Raw genomic sequence first — 20,160 nt, forward strand, 5'->3', positions numbered from 1 at the left:
CAAAATGCTGCCTTGCTCATAGACATTGACACTACCACAGCCCGTTGACCTGTCCATCCAAGCGGACAGCGCTTTGAAACGCAGCGGCTCCCGATTTTTACCCGGCTGCCGGAATAAAATTCTGCTTCGGCCGCAACTGCGGCAGCGGCTGCCTGCGCAACGCGTTAAATTGGCGCTTCAAGGCAGAGAGACCATGCGCGCACCACTGCAGAAAATCGAGACATCCGGCGAACTGCCACAGACAGCGGACGCGGTGGTGATCGGCGGCGGTATCGTCGGCATCTTCGCGGCCTACTATCTGGCCAGGCGCGGCCTGAAGGTCGCGCTTGTCGAAAAGGGCCGCGTCGGCGCCGAGCAGTCCTCGAGGAACTGGGGGTGGTGCCGCCAGCAGAACCGCGACGCGCGCGAGTTGCCGATGGCGACAAGAAGCATCGACCTGTGGCAGCGCTTTGGGGCAGAGACTGGCGAAGACACCGGCTTTCGCCGCTGCGGCCTGCTCTATCTCAGCAATGACGATACGGAACTGGCCGGCTGGGTGCGCTGGCGTGACTTCGCCAAAACGGCCGGCGTCACCACGCATATGCTCGACGGCGCCGAGGCCAGCGAGCGGGGCCGCGCCACGGGGCGGACATGGAAGGGCGGCGTCTTCTCGCCGACGGATGGCACCGCCGATCCGTCGCGGGCCGCGCCCGCGGTCGCCCACGCCATCCTCAAGCTCGGGGGCTCCGTGCACCAGAATTGCGCCGCGCGCGGTATCGAGACCGAGGGCGGGCGCCTGAGCGGCGTGGTTACGGAAAACGGAACGATCCGGACCAAGCTGGCGGTTCTGGCCGGCGGCGCCTGGGCCTCCTCCTTTTGCCGGCAGTTCGGTTTCCGTTTTCCGCAAGCGTCGATCCGCTCCTCCATCCTGTCCGTTTCGCCAGGCGCCGAGGGTCTGCCGGACGCGCTGCATACGGCAGGGGTCTCGGTCACGCGGCGCGGCGACGGCGGCTACACGCTCGCTATAAGCGGACGCGGGCGCGTGGACGTGACACCGCAGCAGTTGCGCTTCTCCTCGCAGTTCCTGCCCATGTTCATGAAGCGGTGGCGAAGCCTCGCGCCCGGCGGCCTGCAGGGCGTGCGCTCCGGCCACGAGACGCTGCAACGCTGGCGGCTCGACCGGCCGACGCCGATGGAGCGGATGCGCATCCTCGACCCGGCTCCGGACCAGGCGACGATCCGCCTGACCCATGCCCGCGCGCTCGAGCTGCTGCCGGCACTGCGCCAGACCAGGATCAGCGCGGCCTGGGCCGGCTACATCGACAGCACGCCTGACGGCGTGCCCGCCATCGGCGAGATTGACACCGTTCCGGGCTTCTTCCTGGCTGCCGGATTTTCGGGACACGGCTTTGGCATTGGACCCGGCGCCGGGCACCTCGTCGCCGATCTGGTGACCGGGTCGGAACCGATCGTCGATGCGACATCCTACAATCCCCGGCGCTTCGACGCTTCTGCCTGGGGGAAGGTCGCCGATTTCTAGCATGTGATCCTCATCTGCGCGGCCTCCGCAACTGCATCAGCCGTTGCGCAGAAAGGCGCCGATAGGCGCGGGCCGGACAGGAGCCTGTCCGCGAAACCGGCCGACAGCATCCGGCGCGCAGCCGGCCTGCGCCGCGACGAGTTCGACGGCGGCCAACTGACAATAGCGTCCCTGGCATCGCCCCATACCGGCGCGCGACAGCGATTTCACCCTGTTGGCTTCGCCGCCACCGAAACCCGCGCCCTCGCGTACGGCTCCGGCATTCACGCTTTCGCAACGGCAGACGACCGCGTCGTCGGGAAGTGCCCGCACCATCGCGGCCGGCCAGGGAAAGGCGCAAGCCAGACCATGGGCAAAGCGCTCGAGCCGCGCCAGCTTACGCAGATCGGTGCTGGTGGCGGGCGTCGGAAATCCGAGATCGGCAAGGCATGCCGCCGCCGCAAGACGCCCAGCGATTTCCGCGCCGTCCGCTCCCAGCAGACGAACTCCATCGCCCGCCAGATAGACGCCGTTGCCGGCGCGACCCATCCGGTCGGTCTTTGGCAGCCATTGCCGCCACTGCTCGTCATAGGTGAAGTCGCATCCCGCGAGGTCGGCCAGATGGGTCTCCGCCCGCAGGTGCCAGCCCATGCCGATCATGTCGCATGAAGTGAGGCGCTGCCTTCCGCCGGCGTCGCGCCAGCGCATCGTTGACACCCCCTTCCCGTCGGCCTCGATCGCTTCAAGCGTCACGCCCGCATGGTAGCGGCCGCCGAGCCTCGCCCGCAGGGCCAGACCGCGCAGCGCGACCAACGGCCGGGCGGCAAGGTCCCAAAGCCCCCGCATCTGCTGGCGCCGGGAAGAGGTATCCAGCACCGCCACCACATCCGCTCCAGCCTTGACGAGCTGGGCGCCGACCAGCGTCAGCAGAGGCCCCGATCCGATCAGGACGATCCGCTGCCCCAGCGCCACGCCCTGCGCCTTGAGCGCGATCTGCGCAGCGCCAAGGCTGTAGACGCCGGCGCTCTGCCAGCCCGGGACCGGAGCGACACGGTCGGATGCGCCGGTGGCAAGGATCAGGCGGTCATAGCTGACTAGCTGCACGCCACCCTCTCCCAGCACATGCAGCCGACCTTCTTGCACTGCGATGACCGAGCTTGCCGCGTAATGGGTGAGCCGCGCCTCCTTGGCCAGCCGGTCGATGAGCGCATGCAATGCTCCCGCCTTCGCCGCCTCCGACCCGTAAAGTTGCTTCGCGGTGCGGGTGAACCCGGCAGGTGGGCGGCGATAGATTTGCCCGCCAGCGCGCTGTCCTTCGTCGATCACTACCGGATGGAGCCCGGCCTCGACCAGGGTCGCGGCGGCCCTTATGCCGGCTGGACCGGCGCCCACGATCACGATCCGCGGCGATAAGATCTCGCTCACGGCCAGCTCTCGGATGGCGTTGTGCGCAACCGCATGCCTTCGGTGACAAGTGTCGAGCACGCCCGCACGCGCGGTCCCTCGTCCTGCCACACCCAGCAATCCTGGCAGGCCCCCATCAGGCAGAACCCGGCCCGTGGTTCGGATCCGAACTCGGACTTTCGCAAGGCCTGCCCTGATGCCAGCATGGCGGTCAGCACGTTGTCCCCCGCAAGCGCGTCGCGCATCTCACCGTCGAGAAAGAAATGCAGTTGCGCCCGGTCGTACTCGGCCAGCCGGACGATGCGGCCGGCGGTGATCATTCCGCAGCCTCTCGCACCGGGCCAGGACGAGGCAGTCCGGGGAACCGTTCGCAGGCCGCATCGAACGCCGCCTGGACGCCCTCCGGCCCAGAGTGCCCCTTCATGCGACGGAAGATTTCCGTCTTGGAGAAAAACCGCCAGTGGATCGGCAGGTCTCTCAGTATGGCGGTGAGCCTGTCATAGGCCGCCGGAGTCCATTGCGCTTCGTAGCCTTCGCGCTCCGGACCGAAATGAAAATGGCCGGCGGACAGCTTGTGCCCCGCGCGCAGCCTTGCCGTCGCCTGCTCGTCGACCTCGCCGTCGCGAATGACGACACCATAGTCGCGCTCGGCAGCCGTTGGCGAGACATAGCCGCGCCGCACATCCTGCGCGACCCGCCAGGGCTCGCGTTCGTGCGGATCGCCGCGCCCGCCGCCTCCGGCGGAGCGGATATCGAGCACGTCGCCAGGTTGCAGAACCGCCGTGTCGATGTTGCCCAGCCGCCGTTCGTGGCCGGTCCCCGGATTGACGACCATGTCCGACAGGCCGGCCGCCTTGCCGCCCAGCACGCCCCAGGGACGAAAGAAGCTGCGGTCGCGGTTGCGCGCCGTGATCCTGGAATCGGGGGCAAAGACGCGGAACGCCATCTCGGTCGCCAGCCCGCCGCGCCAGCGACCCGGGCGAGCCCGTATTTCACGAATTCGACCGGGACCTCGGTCTCGGTGATCTCGATCGGCGTGTTCTTGAGATAGGCGGCATCGGCGCCCGATCCGTTGGTCCCATCGCGATGCGGCATCGCGCCGCCGCCGCCCACCACGGGATTCACCGCCGCGATGACGGTGCGACTGGTGCGCTCGTCCGTGGTCATGACGTTGACGATGCAGTTGTTGCCGGCCGGCGCCGCGGGCAGGCGCGCCGGCACCGCTTGCGAAAAGGCGCCGAAGATGACCGACCGCAATCGGGCGCAGGTGAGCGAGCGCATACCAACGGCAGCGGGGAATACCGGGTTCAGCACCGAACCCGTGGGTGCGATGCAGGTAAACGGCCGGGTGAGGCCCGTATTGAGCAGGATCTTCGGATTGAGTGTGTAGAGCACGTAATAGACGCCCACCAGCAGCATGGTGTGTCGCGGGTCGCCGCCCGAGGGCACGTTGAGCGAGGAGCCGAGCTGCGGATCGGAGCCGGTGAAATCGAGCACCGCCTCGTCGCCCTTGATCGTCAGCGTCAGCTTCAGCCGGCAGGGATTGGCCTCGACCGAATCCTCGTCGGCATAGTCCGCGAATTCCCACGTGCCGTCGGGCATGGAGCGCAGCACGTCGCGCGCCTGCGCTTCCGCCTGGTCGAGAAGCGCGGCAACGCCTTCGATGAAGCCGGCCTTGCCGAACTTCCGCACCATCGCCTGGATCTTGCGCTCGCCGGTGTTGAGCGCCCCCACCAGTGCCTTGATGTCACCGATGTTGAGGTCCGGCTTGCGCACATTGGTGCTCATGATCCGCAGGATCATCTCGTCGAAGACGCCCTCGTTCACCAGCTTCATGGGCGGAAAGCGGATGCCTTCCTGATGGATTTCGGTCAGCGCCCGGCTGAGCGAAGCCGGCACGGCTCCGCCCATGTCGGTGTTGTGGATGTGCCCTCCGGTCCAGGCGACGATCTCGCCGTCGACGAAGACCGGCTTCCACAGATGCGTGTCGGGCGCGTGGGTGGCGACGTAGCCGGAATAGGGATCGTTGGTGAAGGCGACGTCTCCCGGCCGGTAGTCGTCGACCATCGCAATCGCGCGGTGATACGAAAGCCCGGGATACCAGGTGGCACCGAGTTCCATCGGGACAGCGAAGGTTGCCCCCGAACGGTCCATCAGCATCACGGTGAAGTCCTGCGTCTCCTTGACGAAGGCGGAGTGCGCGGTGCGGTGCAGCGTGTGGGCCATGTTCTCGGCCGCCGCGCGGGCATGGTTAGCCAGAACCTGAAGGTTTGTCCGGTCAAACAAGGCGTCACTCCGCGAAAGTCAGAAGAAGGTTGAGGTGGCGATCGACCCGTGCCTGCGTTCCGGCGGGAATGGCAAAGGTGGTGTCTTCCTGAACGACCACGGCAGGCCCGTGGAACGTGCTTCCCGGGGCGAGGGTCTGCCGGTTGTGGAGGTCGATGGTCTCGACACTCACGCCCGTATAGACCGGGAGCCGGCGCGCCGGAATGGCCGGGGCATCGACCATGTCGATCTCCGGGAAGGAGAGTTTTGGCCCCGCGCCAACTGCGGATAGCCGGACATTCACAAGTTCGATCTCTCCGTCCGGGTCGTGGAAATCGTAGAGCCGCTCATGGGTGCGGTGGAAAGCCTGTTCGATGGCGGCCGCGTTGCCGTCCGCAAGCCATTCCGGCGACAACACGACCTCGATTTCATAGCTCTGCCCGATGTAGCGCATGTCGCAGGAGAGATTGAGTTGCGCGGCCCCGTCGTGCCCCTGCGCCGCGAGCCATTCGCGGCCCTCTTGCGCGAGGGTCTCGAAGGCCCCGCGGATTGTGGGCAGCGATGTGCCCGACAGCGGGCTGAAGATGGTGCGGATGAAGTCGCCGCGCAGGTCCGCCACCAGCCCGCCCAGCGCCGACACCACGCCGGGACGGCGGGGCGCCATGACACGCTTCATGCCGAGTTCGCGGGCAAGAAAGGCGCCGAGCATGGGGCCACCGCCGCCGAAGGGCATCAGCGTGAAATCGCGCAGGTCGACGCCGGCACGCGAGGCGAGTTTCTCGACCTCGACGAACATCTCCGACACCGCGATGTCGAGGATCGCCTGTGCGGTCTGCTCGACTGGGCGACCGAGCTGCGCGGCAAGTTCGCCGACCGCGCGATGCGCCAGTCCGGTATCGATCCGCAACTGGCCGTAGGCCATCTCGCTGTGGCCCAGCCATCCGCACACCACCATGGCGTCCGTCACCGTTGGCCGCTCGCCGCCACGGCCGTAGCAGGCCGGTCCTGGCGTCGAACCGGCCGATTCCGGCCCGACCCGTAGCACCCCCTGCGCATCGACACTGGCGATCGAGCCGCCGCCTACACCGATCGAGCTCACCGACACGGAAGGGATATGGAGCGGAAATTCGCCGATCAGTTCGCCGGTGCCGAACTGCGCCTCGCCGCCGACGATGAGCGCGAAGTCGGCCGAGGTCCCGCCGATGTCGAGGGTAAGAACCTTGTCTTCGCCGGCCTGCCGCGCCAGCCACGAGGCGCCGATGACGCCGGAGGCCGTTCCCGACAAAAGCATGTTGACGCAGGCGCGCTTGCCTTCGGCAGCGTTCATCAGCCCACCGTTCGACTTCGTCAGCATGGGGCGGGCCGGCACGCCGTGCTCCTTCAGCCGCTGTTCCAGCGCCGTCAGATAGCCCGAGACGCGCGGATGGACATAGCCATTGAGGATGGCGGTCGAGCTGCGCTCATATTCGCGGATGACCGGCCAGACCTCGGCCGAGGAGAAGACGAACAGGTTGGGCGCAAGACGCGCGATGGTCGCCTTCACCGAAGCTTCCTGAGCGGCATTGCGCCAGGCATGCAGGAAGGACACGATGATGCCTTGCGCCCCGTTGGCTTTCGCCGCTGCCACCGCCCTTTCCACCGCCGCCATATCAGGCGCCCGGGATTCGCTGCCATCGGCACGCATGCGGGCCGGAATGCCGAAAACCATGTCGCGCGAGATCAGCGGGTCCGGCCGCGAGCAGAACAGCGAATACATGTCCGGCATGCGAAGCCGCGCCAGTTCGATGATGTCCTCGAAGCCGGCATTGGTGAACAGCGCAAGCGGCGCGCCCTTTCGCTGGATGATGGTGTTGATGCCGACCGTAGTCCCATGCACGAAGCGCGTCATGCGTTTGGGATCAAAGCCTTCGCGTTCGGCCAGAAGCCTGAGGCCCGTCATCAGTTCGGCACCCGGATCTTCCGGCGTCGTCAGCACCTTCAGCGAGGCGACACGCCCCGAATTTGCTTCGAGCGCACAGAAATCGATGAATGTGCCACCGATATCGACGCCGACCTTCCAGTCGGCTTCGTTGCGCGTCTCGTCCGCCGCGATGGCACCATCCATGATGCGTCCCTTCCTGTCTGCCAACCAAAGCTGACACGACAGGATGGCCAGGGTCCAAGATGGATGACGAGCAGGGCCATAAGTCCTGCTTATGCCCTTGCCTTGTCAGCGCCCAGCACGGCGGAACAGGCCGCGCGGATCTGGTCGCGCATCATCTCATCGGCCCGCGAAAGCGCCCGGGTACGCGATGTGAGCAGCGCGATTGGAAACTCCGGCCCATTCGCCAGCGGCCGGACGGCAAGCCCGGCAAACTGATGCCAGGGCAGCAATGCGTCGACGAGCGCGACACCCAGACCGGCCTGGACGAAGCCCACTGCCGAGATGGAGACATCGATCTCGAGCGACGGCGAAAGCGCCACACCTTGCGCACGGGCAGCGTGGGCCAACTCGTCGGCGGGACGGGTGTTTGCGCGATAGGATATCAACTCTTCGCCGGCGAGATCGGCGAGCGCCAGCTCGGTCTTCCCGGCCAACGCGTGCCCCGTGGGCAGCAGGCATGAGAAGCCGACGCTGCCGATCACTTCCGCCTCGATATCGAGAGGCAGGCGGTCGTCCATGGCGACGCCGAGGCTGGCATCACCGGCGCGCAGCATGTCGATGATCGCGGCGATCGGCGCCATATGCGACCGCAACAAAATGTCGGGATGCTGCGCCCGGAAGCTGGTGAACGCGTGCGGCAAGATGGCCATGGCCGGCGGTGGCGAGGCCGCGACCCGCACCAACCCCGTCCGGCCAAGCCGCAGGTCGGTGGTCTTGCGGCGTAAGCCTTCCAGCCCCGCCGACAGCCGCTCGGCATCGGCGAAGATCTCGAGCGCCTCCGGGGTCGGCCGCAGCCGGCCCTTCACCCTCTCGAACAGCATGAAGCCGAGTTCGTCCTCGGTGTGGAGCAGGATCTGGCTCAAAGCGGGTTGGGAGATGTTCAGCATCCGCGCCGCGGCGGTCACGGTGCCCGCGCGCATGACGGCGATGAACACTTCGAGCTGACGGGCCCGCATTGCCACTCCATAGGTTTGGCTTATGGCTGTTGTCCAAACTCATCTTTGACGCAATGAAGCGGTGCCGACAAGATCGGCGTCTTCAGGGAGTATCCGCTCCGCACAAGGAATAACCATGGACGTGATCGTGCTGGGCGGTGGACTGATGGGGACGGCTTCGGCCTATTTCCTCGCCAGGCGCGGCGCGCGCGTGACGCTGGTCGAGCGCAACCGGATCGGCACCGGAGCGACCGTCGCCTCCTTCGGCAACATCCGGCGCACGGGGCGCCATCTGTCTCAGCTTCCGCTGGCCCACCGTTCGCTCAGGCTGTGGGGTGAGGCCGAAAGGATGCTTGGCCGCGACGTCGAGTTCCGCGCCACCGGCCATATCCGGCTGATCTTCGATGAAGGAAGCCTTGCCGACATGCGGGCCTATGCCCAAGCCGCGCGGCCGTGGGGGCTTGAGCTGGAGGAACTCGGCCCGCGTGAGATCCGTTCCCGGTTTCCCGGCCTCGGCCCTGACGCGATCGGAGCGTCGTTCTCTCCGCAAGATGGCAGCGGCAATCCACGGCTGATCGCACCCGCCTTTGCCGAGGCGGCCCGCAAACTGGGGGCGCAAATCATCGAGGGAGCTGAGGTCCAGAAGATCACCCATACGGGCTCCGGTTTCCTTGTCGCCAGTTCGAAAGGTGCATTCGCCGCCGACTGCCTGCTCAACACCGCCGGAGCCTGGGGCGCGCGCATTGCCGCACAGTTTGGCGAAGAGGTCCCGCTTGACGCCCGCGGTCCGCAAATGGGCGTGACCGAGCCGCTGCCGCATCGGATTCTGCCGGTGGTCGGCATCTGGACGCGCGACAAGGACCATGGCGCCTATTTGCGTCAGGTCGAGCGGGGCAACATCGTTTTCGGCGGCGCCGCCGAAAGGGTATCGGTGAACCTCGATCCAGGCCATGCGGTCGCCGATCCCATGCGCCTTCCCCTGCAATTGCGCGCGGTCACTCGGCTGCTGCCGGCAATCGCAAAGGTCGCGGTCATCCGCACCTGGTCCGGCTGTGAGGGTTATGTGCGGGACATGCTGCCGGTCATGGGACGCTCGGCGACGACGCCAGGCCTGTTCCACGCCTTCGGCTTCAGCGGACATGGCTTCCAGCTCGGTCCGGGCGTGGGCGACGCGATGGCCGAACTGATCACGACCGGACGTTGCGAAACGCCACTCGACGATTTCAGGATCGATCGCTTCGGGTAGATCACCGGACGCGGACAGAACTAGAATCCATCTGTTCGAATGACCGCAATTGGGCAACTCGTTTCCGACGGTCAACCTCCGCTTGAGAGGCAGGATGCCAATAACAACTTTACCCGGAAGGAGCTCGCCAGAGGAGCAACCGCATCCCACCGCTTCAAATGATGAGGAATGAGGCGGATAGGGCTGATCAGCTAAGCGCGTCAATTTCGCGATCTCACCAATCCCAGTGTGCCGTCCGGAATTATCTGTCATTGTCCGGAATTAAGCCGGTCTTAGAACTGAAAAGAATCCGCCGAGAAGTGCGAGCGGCATTCACTCGATACGGGTTATCAAACTTGTTCCTTAGGGTTACCAAACCGCGTGTTGGGTGGCCTCAGGTTACCAATCAGCGCCGCAATAAGCTTAATGAAGACAGTCTCATAGCGCCAGTTCGGAATTACTTGTCGTTGTGGCACGCTGGTGACCTGGTTGACCGAAGTTCGTTGGTAACCTCTTCCGGCGAAAACCGGGGGAATATGAGCCACTTAGCAGTCAGGCCGACAACAGATAATTCTGGACTTGGAGTCTCACCAACGACAAATATTTCTGGACGGTGTGCAGTCCGAAATTATCTGTCGCTGTCCGGAATTAAGCCGATCTTCGGATGTCGTCGCCGCGCTCGTGTAAAAGCTTGAGCGCATCGCTGCCGCACGACACGACACGAAGCGTGGTCTCGATCCGAGAAAGACGAATGTTGCCAACGCCATTGGTAACGGCAGCGCAGTTCTGGAGGAGGTGGCAAAGCGCGCGAAGCGAGGTGTTCTCACCGTAGATAACAATCGCTTCGTAGGCGTCGGCTCCCTCAACGTTGTTTTCGGCGCCGATCCTTATGCAGTCCTCCCGCGTCGGCTGCCCGATCTCGAAACGCATGCCGATGCGGCTTTCGATCTGATCCAGAGCGTGGATATCACGCCTCGTGCCCGCCAACCGATGAGTGTTGCCGGCGAGCAGTAAAGCGAAGCCGCAGCGCTCCTGAAGATGCAGCAGCTCCCGCAGCACGGTGGGCGTGAAGTTCTGATATTCGTCCACCAGCAACGGACGCGTCGGGCCGCATCGGGTGGCCGAGGCCAAGGACACCGCCGCCGCCGGCAATGCACTGTTGCCGCAGAACCCACTCTCTGGCTCGGCCCCTGAAGCCGCAAACGCCGTTCAGCGCCTTGTGCGGCAAGATCCCGAAACGACGACCGCGCTCGTTCGCCAGAATTTGGCCGATCGGTATTCAACGGCGCAGACGGAGACTCAGGGCGGCAGTCGAGAATCGGCCGGCGCCAAGTTCCATCGCAGCGTGGCCGGCAACGACCAGCGCCAGGCGGTGCTGGACGCGGTGCTGCGAAATCTGCCCGGCGGGCAAGCTGGCGCCGCCATGCCTGAATTGCTCGACGTGCTGCAGGCGACGATGCGGCGAGATGCTCCGGGCAGCAGCACAGCCGCCAATCAGTTGATACACGGTGATCTAGGGGCGAGGTCGCCCATAGGGACGGTCATCGACCTCACCAAGTCGCTCGGTGCCAGCTTCCTGACGCAAGCCGGCGATGCGGCGAAGCGGGCGCAATTGCGAGGCAACCTGGCGCATTTGGGCGATATCCTGACAGGGCCGGAGGCGGTCCAGCGCACGCGCGCAGCTCGCGATCGGCGGCCGATGGTCAGCTATCCCGAAGCGGGACTGCGCACGCTCTTCGAAAGCGGGCAGACGCTTCAGGATCCGCGAGGCGCGCGCTGATGTTGCGCCTTCCGTTGCTCAATACGCTTCAGACGTCGGCGGCTTCGCGCATCTTCCCTCGCGTCCCCAAACAGCGAAAACACGACGTTCGCTAGTCCGACGCAAATCAGGATGCCAACAATGGCCAGAATGATTTCCAACCTCTTCTCCTGAAAGACTGCATAGCATGGCACCGCATCAATAAGCTACGGTCCCTGAAAGTGAGCATCGTTTCCAGGCCTTCGACGCGTAAGGATCGCCCCCTGTGCGTGCGTCAGGAACAGCGCCGCGGCGGGCTCTGCCCACAAGAAACTCAGTCGATAACGCCTAGGACATCATCACTCTGGCCTGGCTGTGCAACGAAGACTTATCCAATCGCCAAATAGACCAAGGTACTGTCCTGGCAAAATCCGAAGTCGGCAGTCCGATCGGTCGGCGATCGCCGACTCTTCCGCAGAGATGGCGCCGCCTGAATCAAGCCCAAGTTCAAAAAGTGGGGGCGACTGGATCATTATCGTTGCCCTTATGGAATCCACCAAGTAGTTGTTGCGTAGTGGAGGACTGAATACATCATGCAAATAGAATCACCGGCCGGATCACGGCTCGCTACGTGATCGTGCTTCGTCAGCGAAAGCTATCATTGGACCGCGGCTTCCTGCCGGGGAGATTATTATCCGTGCTCGAAGCGTCTTCGCTGGTCTATACAGTTGGACAAATTGGCTCAAATTGGATTCGATCCCTTGGACGAGCTCCGAGGAGACAGCTCGTCTTGGGGTTGAGACATCCGTGAACCGCCTGATCAACGTGACCATCCGTGTTGAACGAAAGCCTTAAACAGGTGCCGGAAGCCAGATGCGGCCTTCCAGGTAGCTCTGATGTCAGGATAAAGTTATCTGATGTCAGGATAAAGTTTAGAAGGGGTCTAACTATCCCTAGGCCAATTACGCTGCGAGGAATGGCCCTAGCGCACGATGGCATAATGGGTGCTGTCGCGATGCTACTAGCATTTGTGTTGCGACTTGATTTTGATGGCTTCCTGCTGAATTGGCCGGTGTTGCTTGGAGCAGCTACCCTCTTCGGGGTCATGGTCAGTACGGCAGGGTTCTTGCTGGGACTAAACCGCGGAATATGGCGCTATGCGTCGCTTCCTGACTTGGTAGCGATCGCTGGCGCGACTAGCGTGGCCATCGCGCTCTTTATTGTCGCTGAGTTCCTTCTGATTCGGCTGAATGCGATCCCACGCTCTTCTGTTGTTATAGCCTGGGCGTTCACTGTCGTGCTGTTGGCCGGACCTCGCGCTGCGTATCGAGTTTACCGCAATCACCATGACAGCAAACGACGAAGAAAGGCCGAACCCGCCGGGGGAAGAAACGTGCTCTTGATCGGAGCTACCGACAATGCGGAAGCTTTCCTGAGGGCTATAAAGGAAAGGGATCGTACCTCATTTGAGGTGCTGGCAATCATTGACGAGAGAGGACGAAGAACAGGCCGATCTATCCGCGGAGTTCCAGTTATGGGGCCTTTGGAACGGCTTCCCCAGATTCTCTCCCGATTTGAGGCTCGGGGGCGCCGCCCAGAGGCGATAATCCTCACGCGATCACGTGATGATTATGAACGTCATGCCAGCATTGAAGCGCTGGTCGAAATTGCCGCAACTCAGAAGCTAGAAATCCTTCGGCTTCCAAATCTGCTCGATATGCAAAGCATCGATGCGAAGATCGAACTGCGGCCCATCAAGCTGGAAGACCTTCTGCAACGAGACCCCGTTCGACTGGACGTGCCCAAGATCCAGTCGATGATTCAGGGTAAGACCATTATGATTACAGGGGCCGGTGGCTCCATTGGATCTGAGTTGGCACGACAGATTGCTGACCTGGAGCCCGGAAGCCTAATTCTTCTCGATGCCAGCGAATTCGCGCTCTACACAATCAAGTCCGAGCTGTCTCAGAGATGGCAAAATATCGATATCCAAGCCGCTCTTTGCAACGTGCGGGAAAAAGAGGCAGTGCGCACGATCGTTGAACGCTTCAAACCTGATGTGCTGTTCCATGCTGCGGCACTGAAGCACGTGCCGATGGTTGAGGCTCAGCCGCTCGAAGGCATCTTCACCAATGCAATCGGAACACGAAATGTCGCCGATGCGGCGCTCAGTGCAAATGTATCCAGGATGATCATGGTGTCGACCGACAAGGCGGTAAATCCCGCCAATGTTATGGGGGCAACCAAGCGAATGGCGGAGATGTATTGCCAGGCGTTGGACCTCGACCCGGAGGTCATCGGCACGCGATTCATCACAGTTCGGTTCGGCAATGTCTTGGGGTCGGCCGGCTCGGTCGTCCCTCTTTTCGAACAGCAGATCAAGGCGGGTGGTCCTGTGACCGTCACTCATGCCGACATGGAACGCTTTTTCATGACGATCCCTGAGGCCTGTCTCCTCGTTCTCCAGGCGGCGGCATACACCCCCGCGCCACAGCATGAGCGAGGCCGGATTTTCGTGCTCGATATGGGGTCTCCCGTGAAAATCGTCGATTTGGCGCGAAATCTTATTCGGCTCTCGGGACGTCGACCGGACAAGGATATTCAGATTGTCTACACGGGGCTGCGGCCCGGAGAGAAACTCTACGAGGAGCTGTTCGACAGCAAAGAGACCTTGAGTGAGACAGGAGCCTCAGGCATCTTGGCGGCATCGTCGCGGTCGATCAAACGTGCTGTAATTGTGCGTATTTTTGATGAAATGCAATGCGTAGTCAGCGCCCGGGATCTGCAAGGCGCAGTGAAGCTCCTCAAATCGACTGTGCCGGAGTTCACTCCCGGCATGGAAGATCACCTGCTGATGAGCATAAAGCGTTCGGCTAAGTCATGAACTTCGCGACCGCGGCTTTGTGCGGCAGCCCGTCACCAGACCGAATTAACGAGAAGATGCGGGTGCTGGTCGTGAGTCAGCATTTTTGGCCTGAAACGTTCAGGATCAACGAGGTTGTCGAGTCGCTTCGCTCGTGTGGGTGCGACGTTGAGGTTTTGTCTGGTCAGCCGAACTATCCGCATGGCCAAATATTTGAAGGTTACCGAGCGCTTAGCTCAGGCACGCAAATTCATCCGTCCGGGTACCTGATACACCGGGTGCCTGTTGTGCCGCGAGGCAAAGGCGGGGGGCTACGGAGAGTGTGGAATTACCTCTCATTCGTCGTGTCGGGGAGCATCATCGGGCTATTTTTAACGCGATCCAAGCGATACGATATTGTCTTCGTGTATGCGAACTCCCCGATTCTGCAAGGATTGGTAGGGGCCGTTTTCAGACAGTTCAAATCTGCCGCTCATGTGATTTGGGTCCAGGATCTGTGGCCGGACAATTTGGAAGAAACAGGGTTTGTTCGCAACCAGCGAGTGCTGAGCGCTGTGGAGGCCCTCACTCGCTTCATTTACCAACGTTCCGACCTTCTTCTAGCCCAGTCACGCGGTTTCATCGCAAAGATACGCGCCGTTGCCGGCGATGCGGTGCCAATCGCATACCACCCCAATCCTGGCGATTTGAATCTGGCGGTAGATAGCAAATTCACGGGTTCGCCTCTGGATCTTACGCGCGGGTTCAATGTCGTGTTTGCTGGTAATCTCGGGTCAGCTCAGGCGCTGGAGACAGTTTTAGACGCGGCAGGCCGAATATCAGATCCTGAGATTAACATCGTGCTTGTTGGAAGTGGAAGCCGGTCTGAGTGGCTCAGGACCGAAATTGAGCGACTTCATCTCACCAATGTCCTGCTAGTAGGACGATTTCCGCCAGAGGCGATGCCGGCGGTATTTGCGCAGGCCTCTGCTCTCCTAGTCACGCTTAACCGGGCAAAGGGTTTAGGTTTGACGGTGCCGAGCAAGATCCCGACATACTTAGCAGCTGGGCGCCCCATCTTGGCGTGCCTTGATGGCGAGGCGGCCGATATCGTAAGCGAGGCCAAGGCGGGCCTAATTGTGCCAGCCGAAGACAGCATAGCCCTGGCAGAGGCAATCATACGATTGAAGGGCCTCCCAAGAAAAACGCGGGAGGCGATGGGTACCGCGGGGCGTGAGTATTTCAATCAGCATTTCGCGCCTGGTCCACTCGCTCTTGATTTAGTTGAACATTTCCGCCGGGCGTTAATGGAGCGACGATCATCACGGAGATAGCGAGAGATACCATGGCTAAACCGACGCACCCTAGAATCCTTGTCCTCGGTGCCTCGGGCATGCTGGGAAATGCAGTTTTCAGATTCTTTGCCAAAAGCGACGGCTACGTAGTTTTTGGCTCCGCCCGTTCAAATAATTTGCATCCTCCTTTCCCAGAAGGTCGGGCGACGCTGATCGACACAGGCGACGTCGAGAATTTTGATGGACTAAGCAAGATTTTCGTGGTGGCAAACCCGGATGTCGTCATAAATTGCATCGGGCTTGTCAAACAGATGTCTTCTGTGAATGACCCTCTCGCCGCTATTCCAATCAATGCAGTTTTGCCGCATCGACTGGCACGCCTCTGCGCAGTCGCAAGGGCTCGTCTCGTACATATCAGTACCGATTGTGTCTTTGACGGTGCGGACGGGAACTACAGCGAAAGTTCCCGGCCCAATGCTGATGATTTATACGGGCGGAGCAAGCTGCTGGGCGAAGTAGCTTGTGAGAACGCGATAACCCTTAGGACTTCGATAATCGGCCGCGAGTTGAACACTTCACACGGCTTGGTCGACTGGTTTTTGAGCCAACAGGCTGACGTTAAAGGGTTCACCCGAGCCATATTTTCCGGACTGCCTACCGTGGAACTCGCCAGGATCATTCGCGATTTCGTCCTGCCAAATATCAAGCTCACCGGCGTGTACCATGTGTCGTCAGATCCAATCAGCAAGTATGATCTCCTCAGAATCATTGCCGAGGTCTACGGCAAAAAGACCCAAATCGTTCCGGACGACCAGTTGGTGATTGACCGCTCATTAAATTCATCTCGTTTCCAGAACGCTACCGGCTACCGCCCTCCCGACTGGCCGGTTCTAATCCGATCCATGTATGACTTTGGCTAAAACATCCTCGAGCGAGACGTTAATGTTTTCCAACAAGACCCTTTTGATTACTGGGGGCACCGGCTCTTTTGGCAACGCTGTGCTGGCTCGATTCCTCAAAACGGACTTCGCAGAGATCCGTATCTTTAGCCGGGACGAAAAAAAGCAGGAGGATATGCGCCTGTCGTTGCCGGACGATCGCTTAAAATTTTATATTGGTGATGTCCGCGATTATCACGCTGTTGATGATGCAGTTCGCGGAGCCGACTACATCTTCCACGCTGCGGCGCTCAAGCAAGTGCCGTCTTGCGAATTTTACCCAATGGAGGCGATCAAAACGAATGTTCTCGGCGCTGAAAACGTGCTTCGCGCTGCGATCAGTCATCGCGTCCAGCGTTGCGTAGTGCTTAGCACCGACAAGGCCGTATACCCCGTTAACGCTATGGGCATGTCTAAGGCATTGATGGAAAAAGTTATGATTGCGAAATCGCGGGTTAGCGATTCTGTTCGCACCATCGTCTGCGCCACCCGCTACGGCAACGTGATGGCGTCCCGCGGCTCAGTGATTCCGCTTTTCTTGGACCAGTTGCTACGCGGAAAGCCTCTGACGGTAACCGACCCCAACATGACACGTTTCTTGATGTCGCTCGATGAATCAGTCGACCTAGTGCTTTATGCATTTGAGCACGCGCGGTCGGGGGACATATTTGTCCAGAAGGCACCCGCTTCAACAGTGGGGGTTCTAGCTGAGGCGCTGCGGGAACTTTTCCAACGCGATAATCCAGTGAAAATCATCGGGACCCGCCATGGGGAGAAACTTTTTGAATCGTTGGTGTCGCGCGAGGAGATGGTGCGTGCGGAAGACCTTGGCAATTATTACCGAATCCCGGCCGATTCTCGGGATCTGAACTACGACAAATATTTCGTTGAAGGCGAGCGAATGGTTTCAGAGTTGGAGGATTATACCTCTCACAACACAGCTCGCCTCGACGTCGCCCAGGTCAAGGGACTGCTCTCGCAACTCGACATTATTAAAGAGGCGCTACGTGCTTAAGGTCATGACCATTGTCGGGACGCGGCCAGAGATTATTCGGCTGTCCAGGGTCATTGAAAAGTTTGATGCCAATTTCGATCACGTGCTCGTACATAGTGGCCAGAACTATGATTATGAGCTGAATGAAGTCTTCTTTTCGCAGTTAGGCATTCGGCCGCCCGACGTCTTCCTCGAAGCTGCAGGTGCTTCTGCTGCGGAGACAATTGGGAAAGTCATCATCGCGGCTGATCAGGCGATCGAGAGTCATCGCCCCGACGCACTGCTGATTTTGGGTGACACGAATAGCTGTTTGGCGGCGATTGCGGCCAAACGGCGGAAGGTGCCCATCTTCCACATGGAGGCCGGAAATCGTTGCTTCGATTTCCGTGTTCCAGAGGAGATTAACCGCCGAATTGTGGACCATACCGCGGATGTCAATCTGACCTATAGCCAGATTGCTCGTGACTACCTACTGCGAGAAGGCCTCCCACCCGACCAGGTAATTGTTACCGGCAGTCCGATGCGGGAGGTGCTCGAGCACTACAGAAGCGGAATCGAAGCCTCGGCGGCGGTCAGCAATCTCGGCTTGACGGCAGAACGTTTCTTCGTAGTCAGTGCTCATCGCGAGGAAAATGTGGATTCGCCCGAGCGGCTAAGGAAGCTGCTTAATGTCCTCAATGGGATTGCCGAGCGATATCAGGAGCCAGTCATCGTTTCGACCCATCCTCGCACGAGAAAACGTTTGGACGCGCTTGGTGCCAGCTGCCATGAAAATGTCAGGTTTGAAAAACCGTTTGGGTTCTTCGACTATATTAGGCTCCAGTGTTCGGCTCGAGCCGTGCTTTCGGATAGCGGCACGATAACTGAGGAAAGCTCTATCCTGAACTTTCCCGCCCTCAATCTGCGCGAGGTACATGAGCGCCCCGAAGGCTTCGAAGAGACCTCAGTGATGATGGTTGGCCTGGACATAGAGCGCGTTTTTGACGGGCTTAAGATATTGGAGGCTCAGTCACGAGGCGCGATGCGGACCTTGCGTTTGCCGACTGACTATAGCTCCGACAATGTATCCGAAAAGGTGCTGCGGATCGTTCTAAGTTACACGGACTTCATCAACAGGCGGGTCTGGAGGAAACACGAACCTGGCGCCGTCTGACCGCAATCGTGCTTTCGCCTCCCCGCAGCTCTGAGCGAAAGCCGGCCGCCGCATTCCGGCTCGCCATCAGTCTAGTGCAAGGCAGGAACTCAGCCCAACTAAATCTGATACGGCAGATTCCTCACACTTTCGCGGTAACCGCCCGCCTACCCGTAGCCAGCCAATCAACCATGTACCAAACGGCACCGACGAAAAGCACCGACAGGACCAATTCGATCGCGTAAATGAACAAAGTCCACGGGAACCCCATTTGGACGAGTAAGTAGGCTAACGAGACACCTGTCACCGCCGCAGAGGCAACATTTTGTGTGACCCAGGCAGCCAACCATTCGATCGAATGGCCAGCTATTGTCAGAAAGAACATGAATACCGAGACGACGATTATCGACCCTGAAAGGCTGGCCACCCCAATGGGGCCTGGCAACGTGAGGAAGGTATAATATTGGACCTTTCCGTACCGGTCACCGGACATTTTTTGGTAGATCGCTTGGGCGCCAGCGGCTGGATCTTCTTTGATCACATGCAAGAACAAATCGCCTCCAAGATGGTCAAGATTTGCCGCGGCCGTCATCGTCCCTTCAAGTCCAACCCAGCGCATGACCGCGAGATTGCGCAGTTGACGGTAGAGACCGGCTAGGGCGAAACGATCACCTCTGACTGCCTCAACCTTGTCTATTATCGTCGCAGCCGGAGGCGCAGAGGAGTCGGGCGACGGTGCCAGAGTTTTTCCGATGCCTGTCGGCTGCTGTGGAACAACGCCTGACGGCTGCTGTGGAACGCCTTGTGTCTGTGCGGTGCTGATCGAGAAATCGAAAGTGCGTTCAAGGCTAACTACTGCAAGCGAGCCTGCAAAAACAAATCCGCTGAGACCCATGGCAACTGCGATCGCAACCCAACTCCTCACATCGCGACGTCGTAAGACAACGACCGCGAATGCGGCGAGAACATAGAGAAGCAACTGGATGCGGCTTCCCATCGAGAGCGATGCGAGCAGCCCAAGAAACACTGCTACGTAGATCAACACTGAATACGACCAGTCGCGTAGTTCGACCAGCCACAGGGCCAATGTTAGGCCTCCCAAAAGAGCCCCCCATGCGATCACGAAGGCCGCGACGGCATACAGGCGGGGGTTGATGTTAATGCCCAAGGGGAAACCAATCCGTATAATGTGAAATGAGTAATTGGCCCAATACAGCCCGATAGAAACGGCAATCAAACTTGCGAACGCGAGGACGACAAATTTCGACACGAAAGGAGGCGCTACCGCCTTCCGAATTTCTTTGAACGCGGGATAAAACGATGCGGCCATTCCAGCCGCGCACACCCCTGAAAAGCCACTAGCTGTGAAAGCAAGTGCCTGATCCCACTCAGTCGTGAATGTGCTGGTAGGCTCAATGAGCGCGATGCCAAATACGAAATTAGCGACCGCTTTTGCAATGAATCCTACAAAAAGGAATGACGACAGCAGAAACACGAAAAAGGAGGACGGACGCCAGAGCGGAATGAAGACGGCAGCACAGCCCGATGCATAGAACCAGAGGAGAATCAGTTTCGACTGGCCGGGATAGGTGGCTAGAAGGGCGAAGCCCATTGAGGCAACAAGCAGCGCAACTCCCAGGAGAATCGCGTTTCCAGGCACATTTGCTCGAGATGGCTGAAGCTTTGGAGATTGGCTCATATCAACCTTATACTTCAATGCTCGCGGAGACCAAATACCGACATGCGGCAAG

At 60.6% G+C, this 20,160-nt stretch carries 14 protein-coding genes and 1 pseudogene; 8 read left to right on the top strand and 7 right to left on the bottom strand.

Features of this window, described 5'->3' with window-relative positions; genetic code table 11:
* Positions 1 to 193 precede the first annotated feature (193 nt).
* On the top strand, positions 194 to 1,519 hold the full coding sequence (locus EOB80_RS12415; protein WP_127327821.1) for an FAD-binding oxidoreductase: 1,326 nt from the start codon (positions 194 to 196) through the stop codon (positions 1,517 to 1,519).
* A 36-nt stretch (positions 1,520 to 1,555) separates the two neighbouring features.
* On the opposite strand, the gene EOB80_RS12420 is transcribed toward EOB80_RS12415, so the two are convergent.
* The 5 genes and pseudogenes from EOB80_RS12420 to EOB80_RS12440 form a co-directional block, all read right to left on the bottom strand.
* Positions 1,556 to 2,923 (bottom strand): NAD(P)/FAD-dependent oxidoreductase, encoded by a 1,368-nt coding sequence (locus tag EOB80_RS12420; protein ID WP_127327822.1) that lies wholly within the window; start codon positions 2,921 to 2,923, stop codon positions 1,556 to 1,558.
* Positions 2,920 to 3,222: a (2Fe-2S)-binding protein gene (locus EOB80_RS12425; protein ID WP_127327823.1), complete on the bottom strand. Its 303-nt coding sequence runs from the start codon at positions 3,220 to 3,222 to the stop codon at positions 2,920 to 2,922. Before EOB80_RS12425 ends, EOB80_RS12420 begins: the two co-directional genes overlap by 4 nt.
* Positions 3,219 to 5,188: pseudogene (locus EOB80_RS35975) on the bottom strand (hydantoinase B/oxoprolinase family protein). Before EOB80_RS35975 ends, EOB80_RS12425 begins: the two are co-directional and overlap by 4 nt.
* A gap of 4 nt (positions 5,189 to 5,192) precedes the next feature.
* On the bottom strand, positions 5,193 to 7,271 hold the full coding sequence (locus EOB80_RS12435; protein ID WP_127327824.1) for a hydantoinase/oxoprolinase family protein: 2,079 nt from the start codon (positions 7,269 to 7,271) through the stop codon (positions 5,193 to 5,195).
* 89 nt (positions 7,272 to 7,360) lie between these two features.
* Positions 7,361 to 8,266 (bottom strand): LysR family transcriptional regulator, encoded by a 906-nt coding sequence (locus EOB80_RS12440; protein WP_127327825.1) that lies wholly within the window; start codon positions 8,264 to 8,266, stop codon positions 7,361 to 7,363.
* 115 nt (positions 8,267 to 8,381) lie between these two features.
* On the opposite strand from EOB80_RS12440, the gene EOB80_RS12445 reads away from it, so the two are divergent.
* Positions 8,382 to 9,491, top strand: a complete 1,110-nt coding sequence (locus EOB80_RS12445; RefSeq protein WP_127327826.1) for an FAD-binding oxidoreductase — start codon at positions 8,382 to 8,384, stop codon at positions 9,489 to 9,491.
* 627 nt (positions 9,492 to 10,118) lie between these two features.
* On the opposite strand, the gene EOB80_RS12450 is transcribed toward EOB80_RS12445, so the two are convergent.
* Positions 10,119 to 10,601 carry a hypothetical protein gene (locus EOB80_RS12450; protein WP_245466341.1) on the bottom strand — a complete coding sequence of 161 codons (483 nt, stop codon included), beginning with the start codon at positions 10,599 to 10,601 and terminating at the stop codon, positions 10,119 to 10,121.
* Here EOB80_RS12450 and EOB80_RS12455 point away from each other — a divergent pair.
* From EOB80_RS12455 to wecB, 6 genes are all read left to right on the top strand, one after another.
* The gene (locus EOB80_RS12455; protein WP_127327827.1) at positions 10,588 to 11,250 is read left to right on the top strand and encodes a hypothetical protein; all 663 of its coding nucleotides are present in this window, start codon (positions 10,588 to 10,590) and stop codon (positions 11,248 to 11,250) included. The genes EOB80_RS12450 and EOB80_RS12455 overlap by 14 nt on opposite strands.
* Positions 11,251 to 12,208: 958 nt before the next feature.
* Entirely contained in the window at positions 12,209 to 14,092 is a 1,884-nt protein-coding gene (locus tag EOB80_RS12460) for a nucleoside-diphosphate sugar epimerase/dehydratase (protein ID WP_164762595.1), read from the top strand.
* Positions 14,089 to 15,384 (top strand): glycosyltransferase family 4 protein, encoded by a 1,296-nt coding sequence (locus EOB80_RS12465; RefSeq protein WP_127327829.1) that lies wholly within the window; start codon positions 14,089 to 14,091, stop codon positions 15,382 to 15,384. Before EOB80_RS12460 ends, EOB80_RS12465 begins: the two co-directional genes overlap by 4 nt.
* 11 nt (positions 15,385 to 15,395) lie before the next feature.
* Positions 15,396 to 16,265 carry an SDR family oxidoreductase gene (locus EOB80_RS12470; RefSeq protein ID WP_127327830.1) on the top strand — a complete coding sequence of 290 codons (870 nt, stop codon included), beginning with the start codon at positions 15,396 to 15,398 and terminating at the stop codon, positions 16,263 to 16,265.
* A 22-nt stretch (positions 16,266 to 16,287) separates the two neighbouring features.
* On the top strand, positions 16,288 to 17,298 hold the full coding sequence (locus tag EOB80_RS12475; RefSeq protein WP_127327831.1) for a polysaccharide biosynthesis protein: 1,011 nt from the start codon (positions 16,288 to 16,290) through the stop codon (positions 17,296 to 17,298).
* Entirely contained in the window at positions 17,291 to 18,430 is a 1,140-nt protein-coding gene (wecB, locus tag EOB80_RS12480; RefSeq protein WP_281057989.1) for a UDP-N-acetylglucosamine 2-epimerase (non-hydrolyzing), read from the top strand. The genes EOB80_RS12475 and wecB overlap by 8 nt, the downstream gene beginning before the upstream one ends.
* A 121-nt stretch (positions 18,431 to 18,551) precedes the next feature.
* On the opposite strand, the gene EOB80_RS12485 is transcribed toward wecB, so the two are convergent.
* Positions 18,552 to 20,108: a hypothetical protein gene (locus tag EOB80_RS12485; protein WP_127327832.1), complete on the bottom strand. Its 1,557-nt coding sequence runs from the start codon at positions 20,106 to 20,108 to the stop codon at positions 18,552 to 18,554.
* Between the last annotated feature and the right edge of the window lie 52 nt (positions 20,109 to 20,160).

It is taken from the genome of Mesorhizobium sp. M7A.F.Ca.MR.245.00.0.0 (assembly GCF_003997415.1).
Taxonomy (GTDB): Bacteria; Pseudomonadota; Alphaproteobacteria; order Rhizobiales; family Rhizobiaceae; genus Mesorhizobium.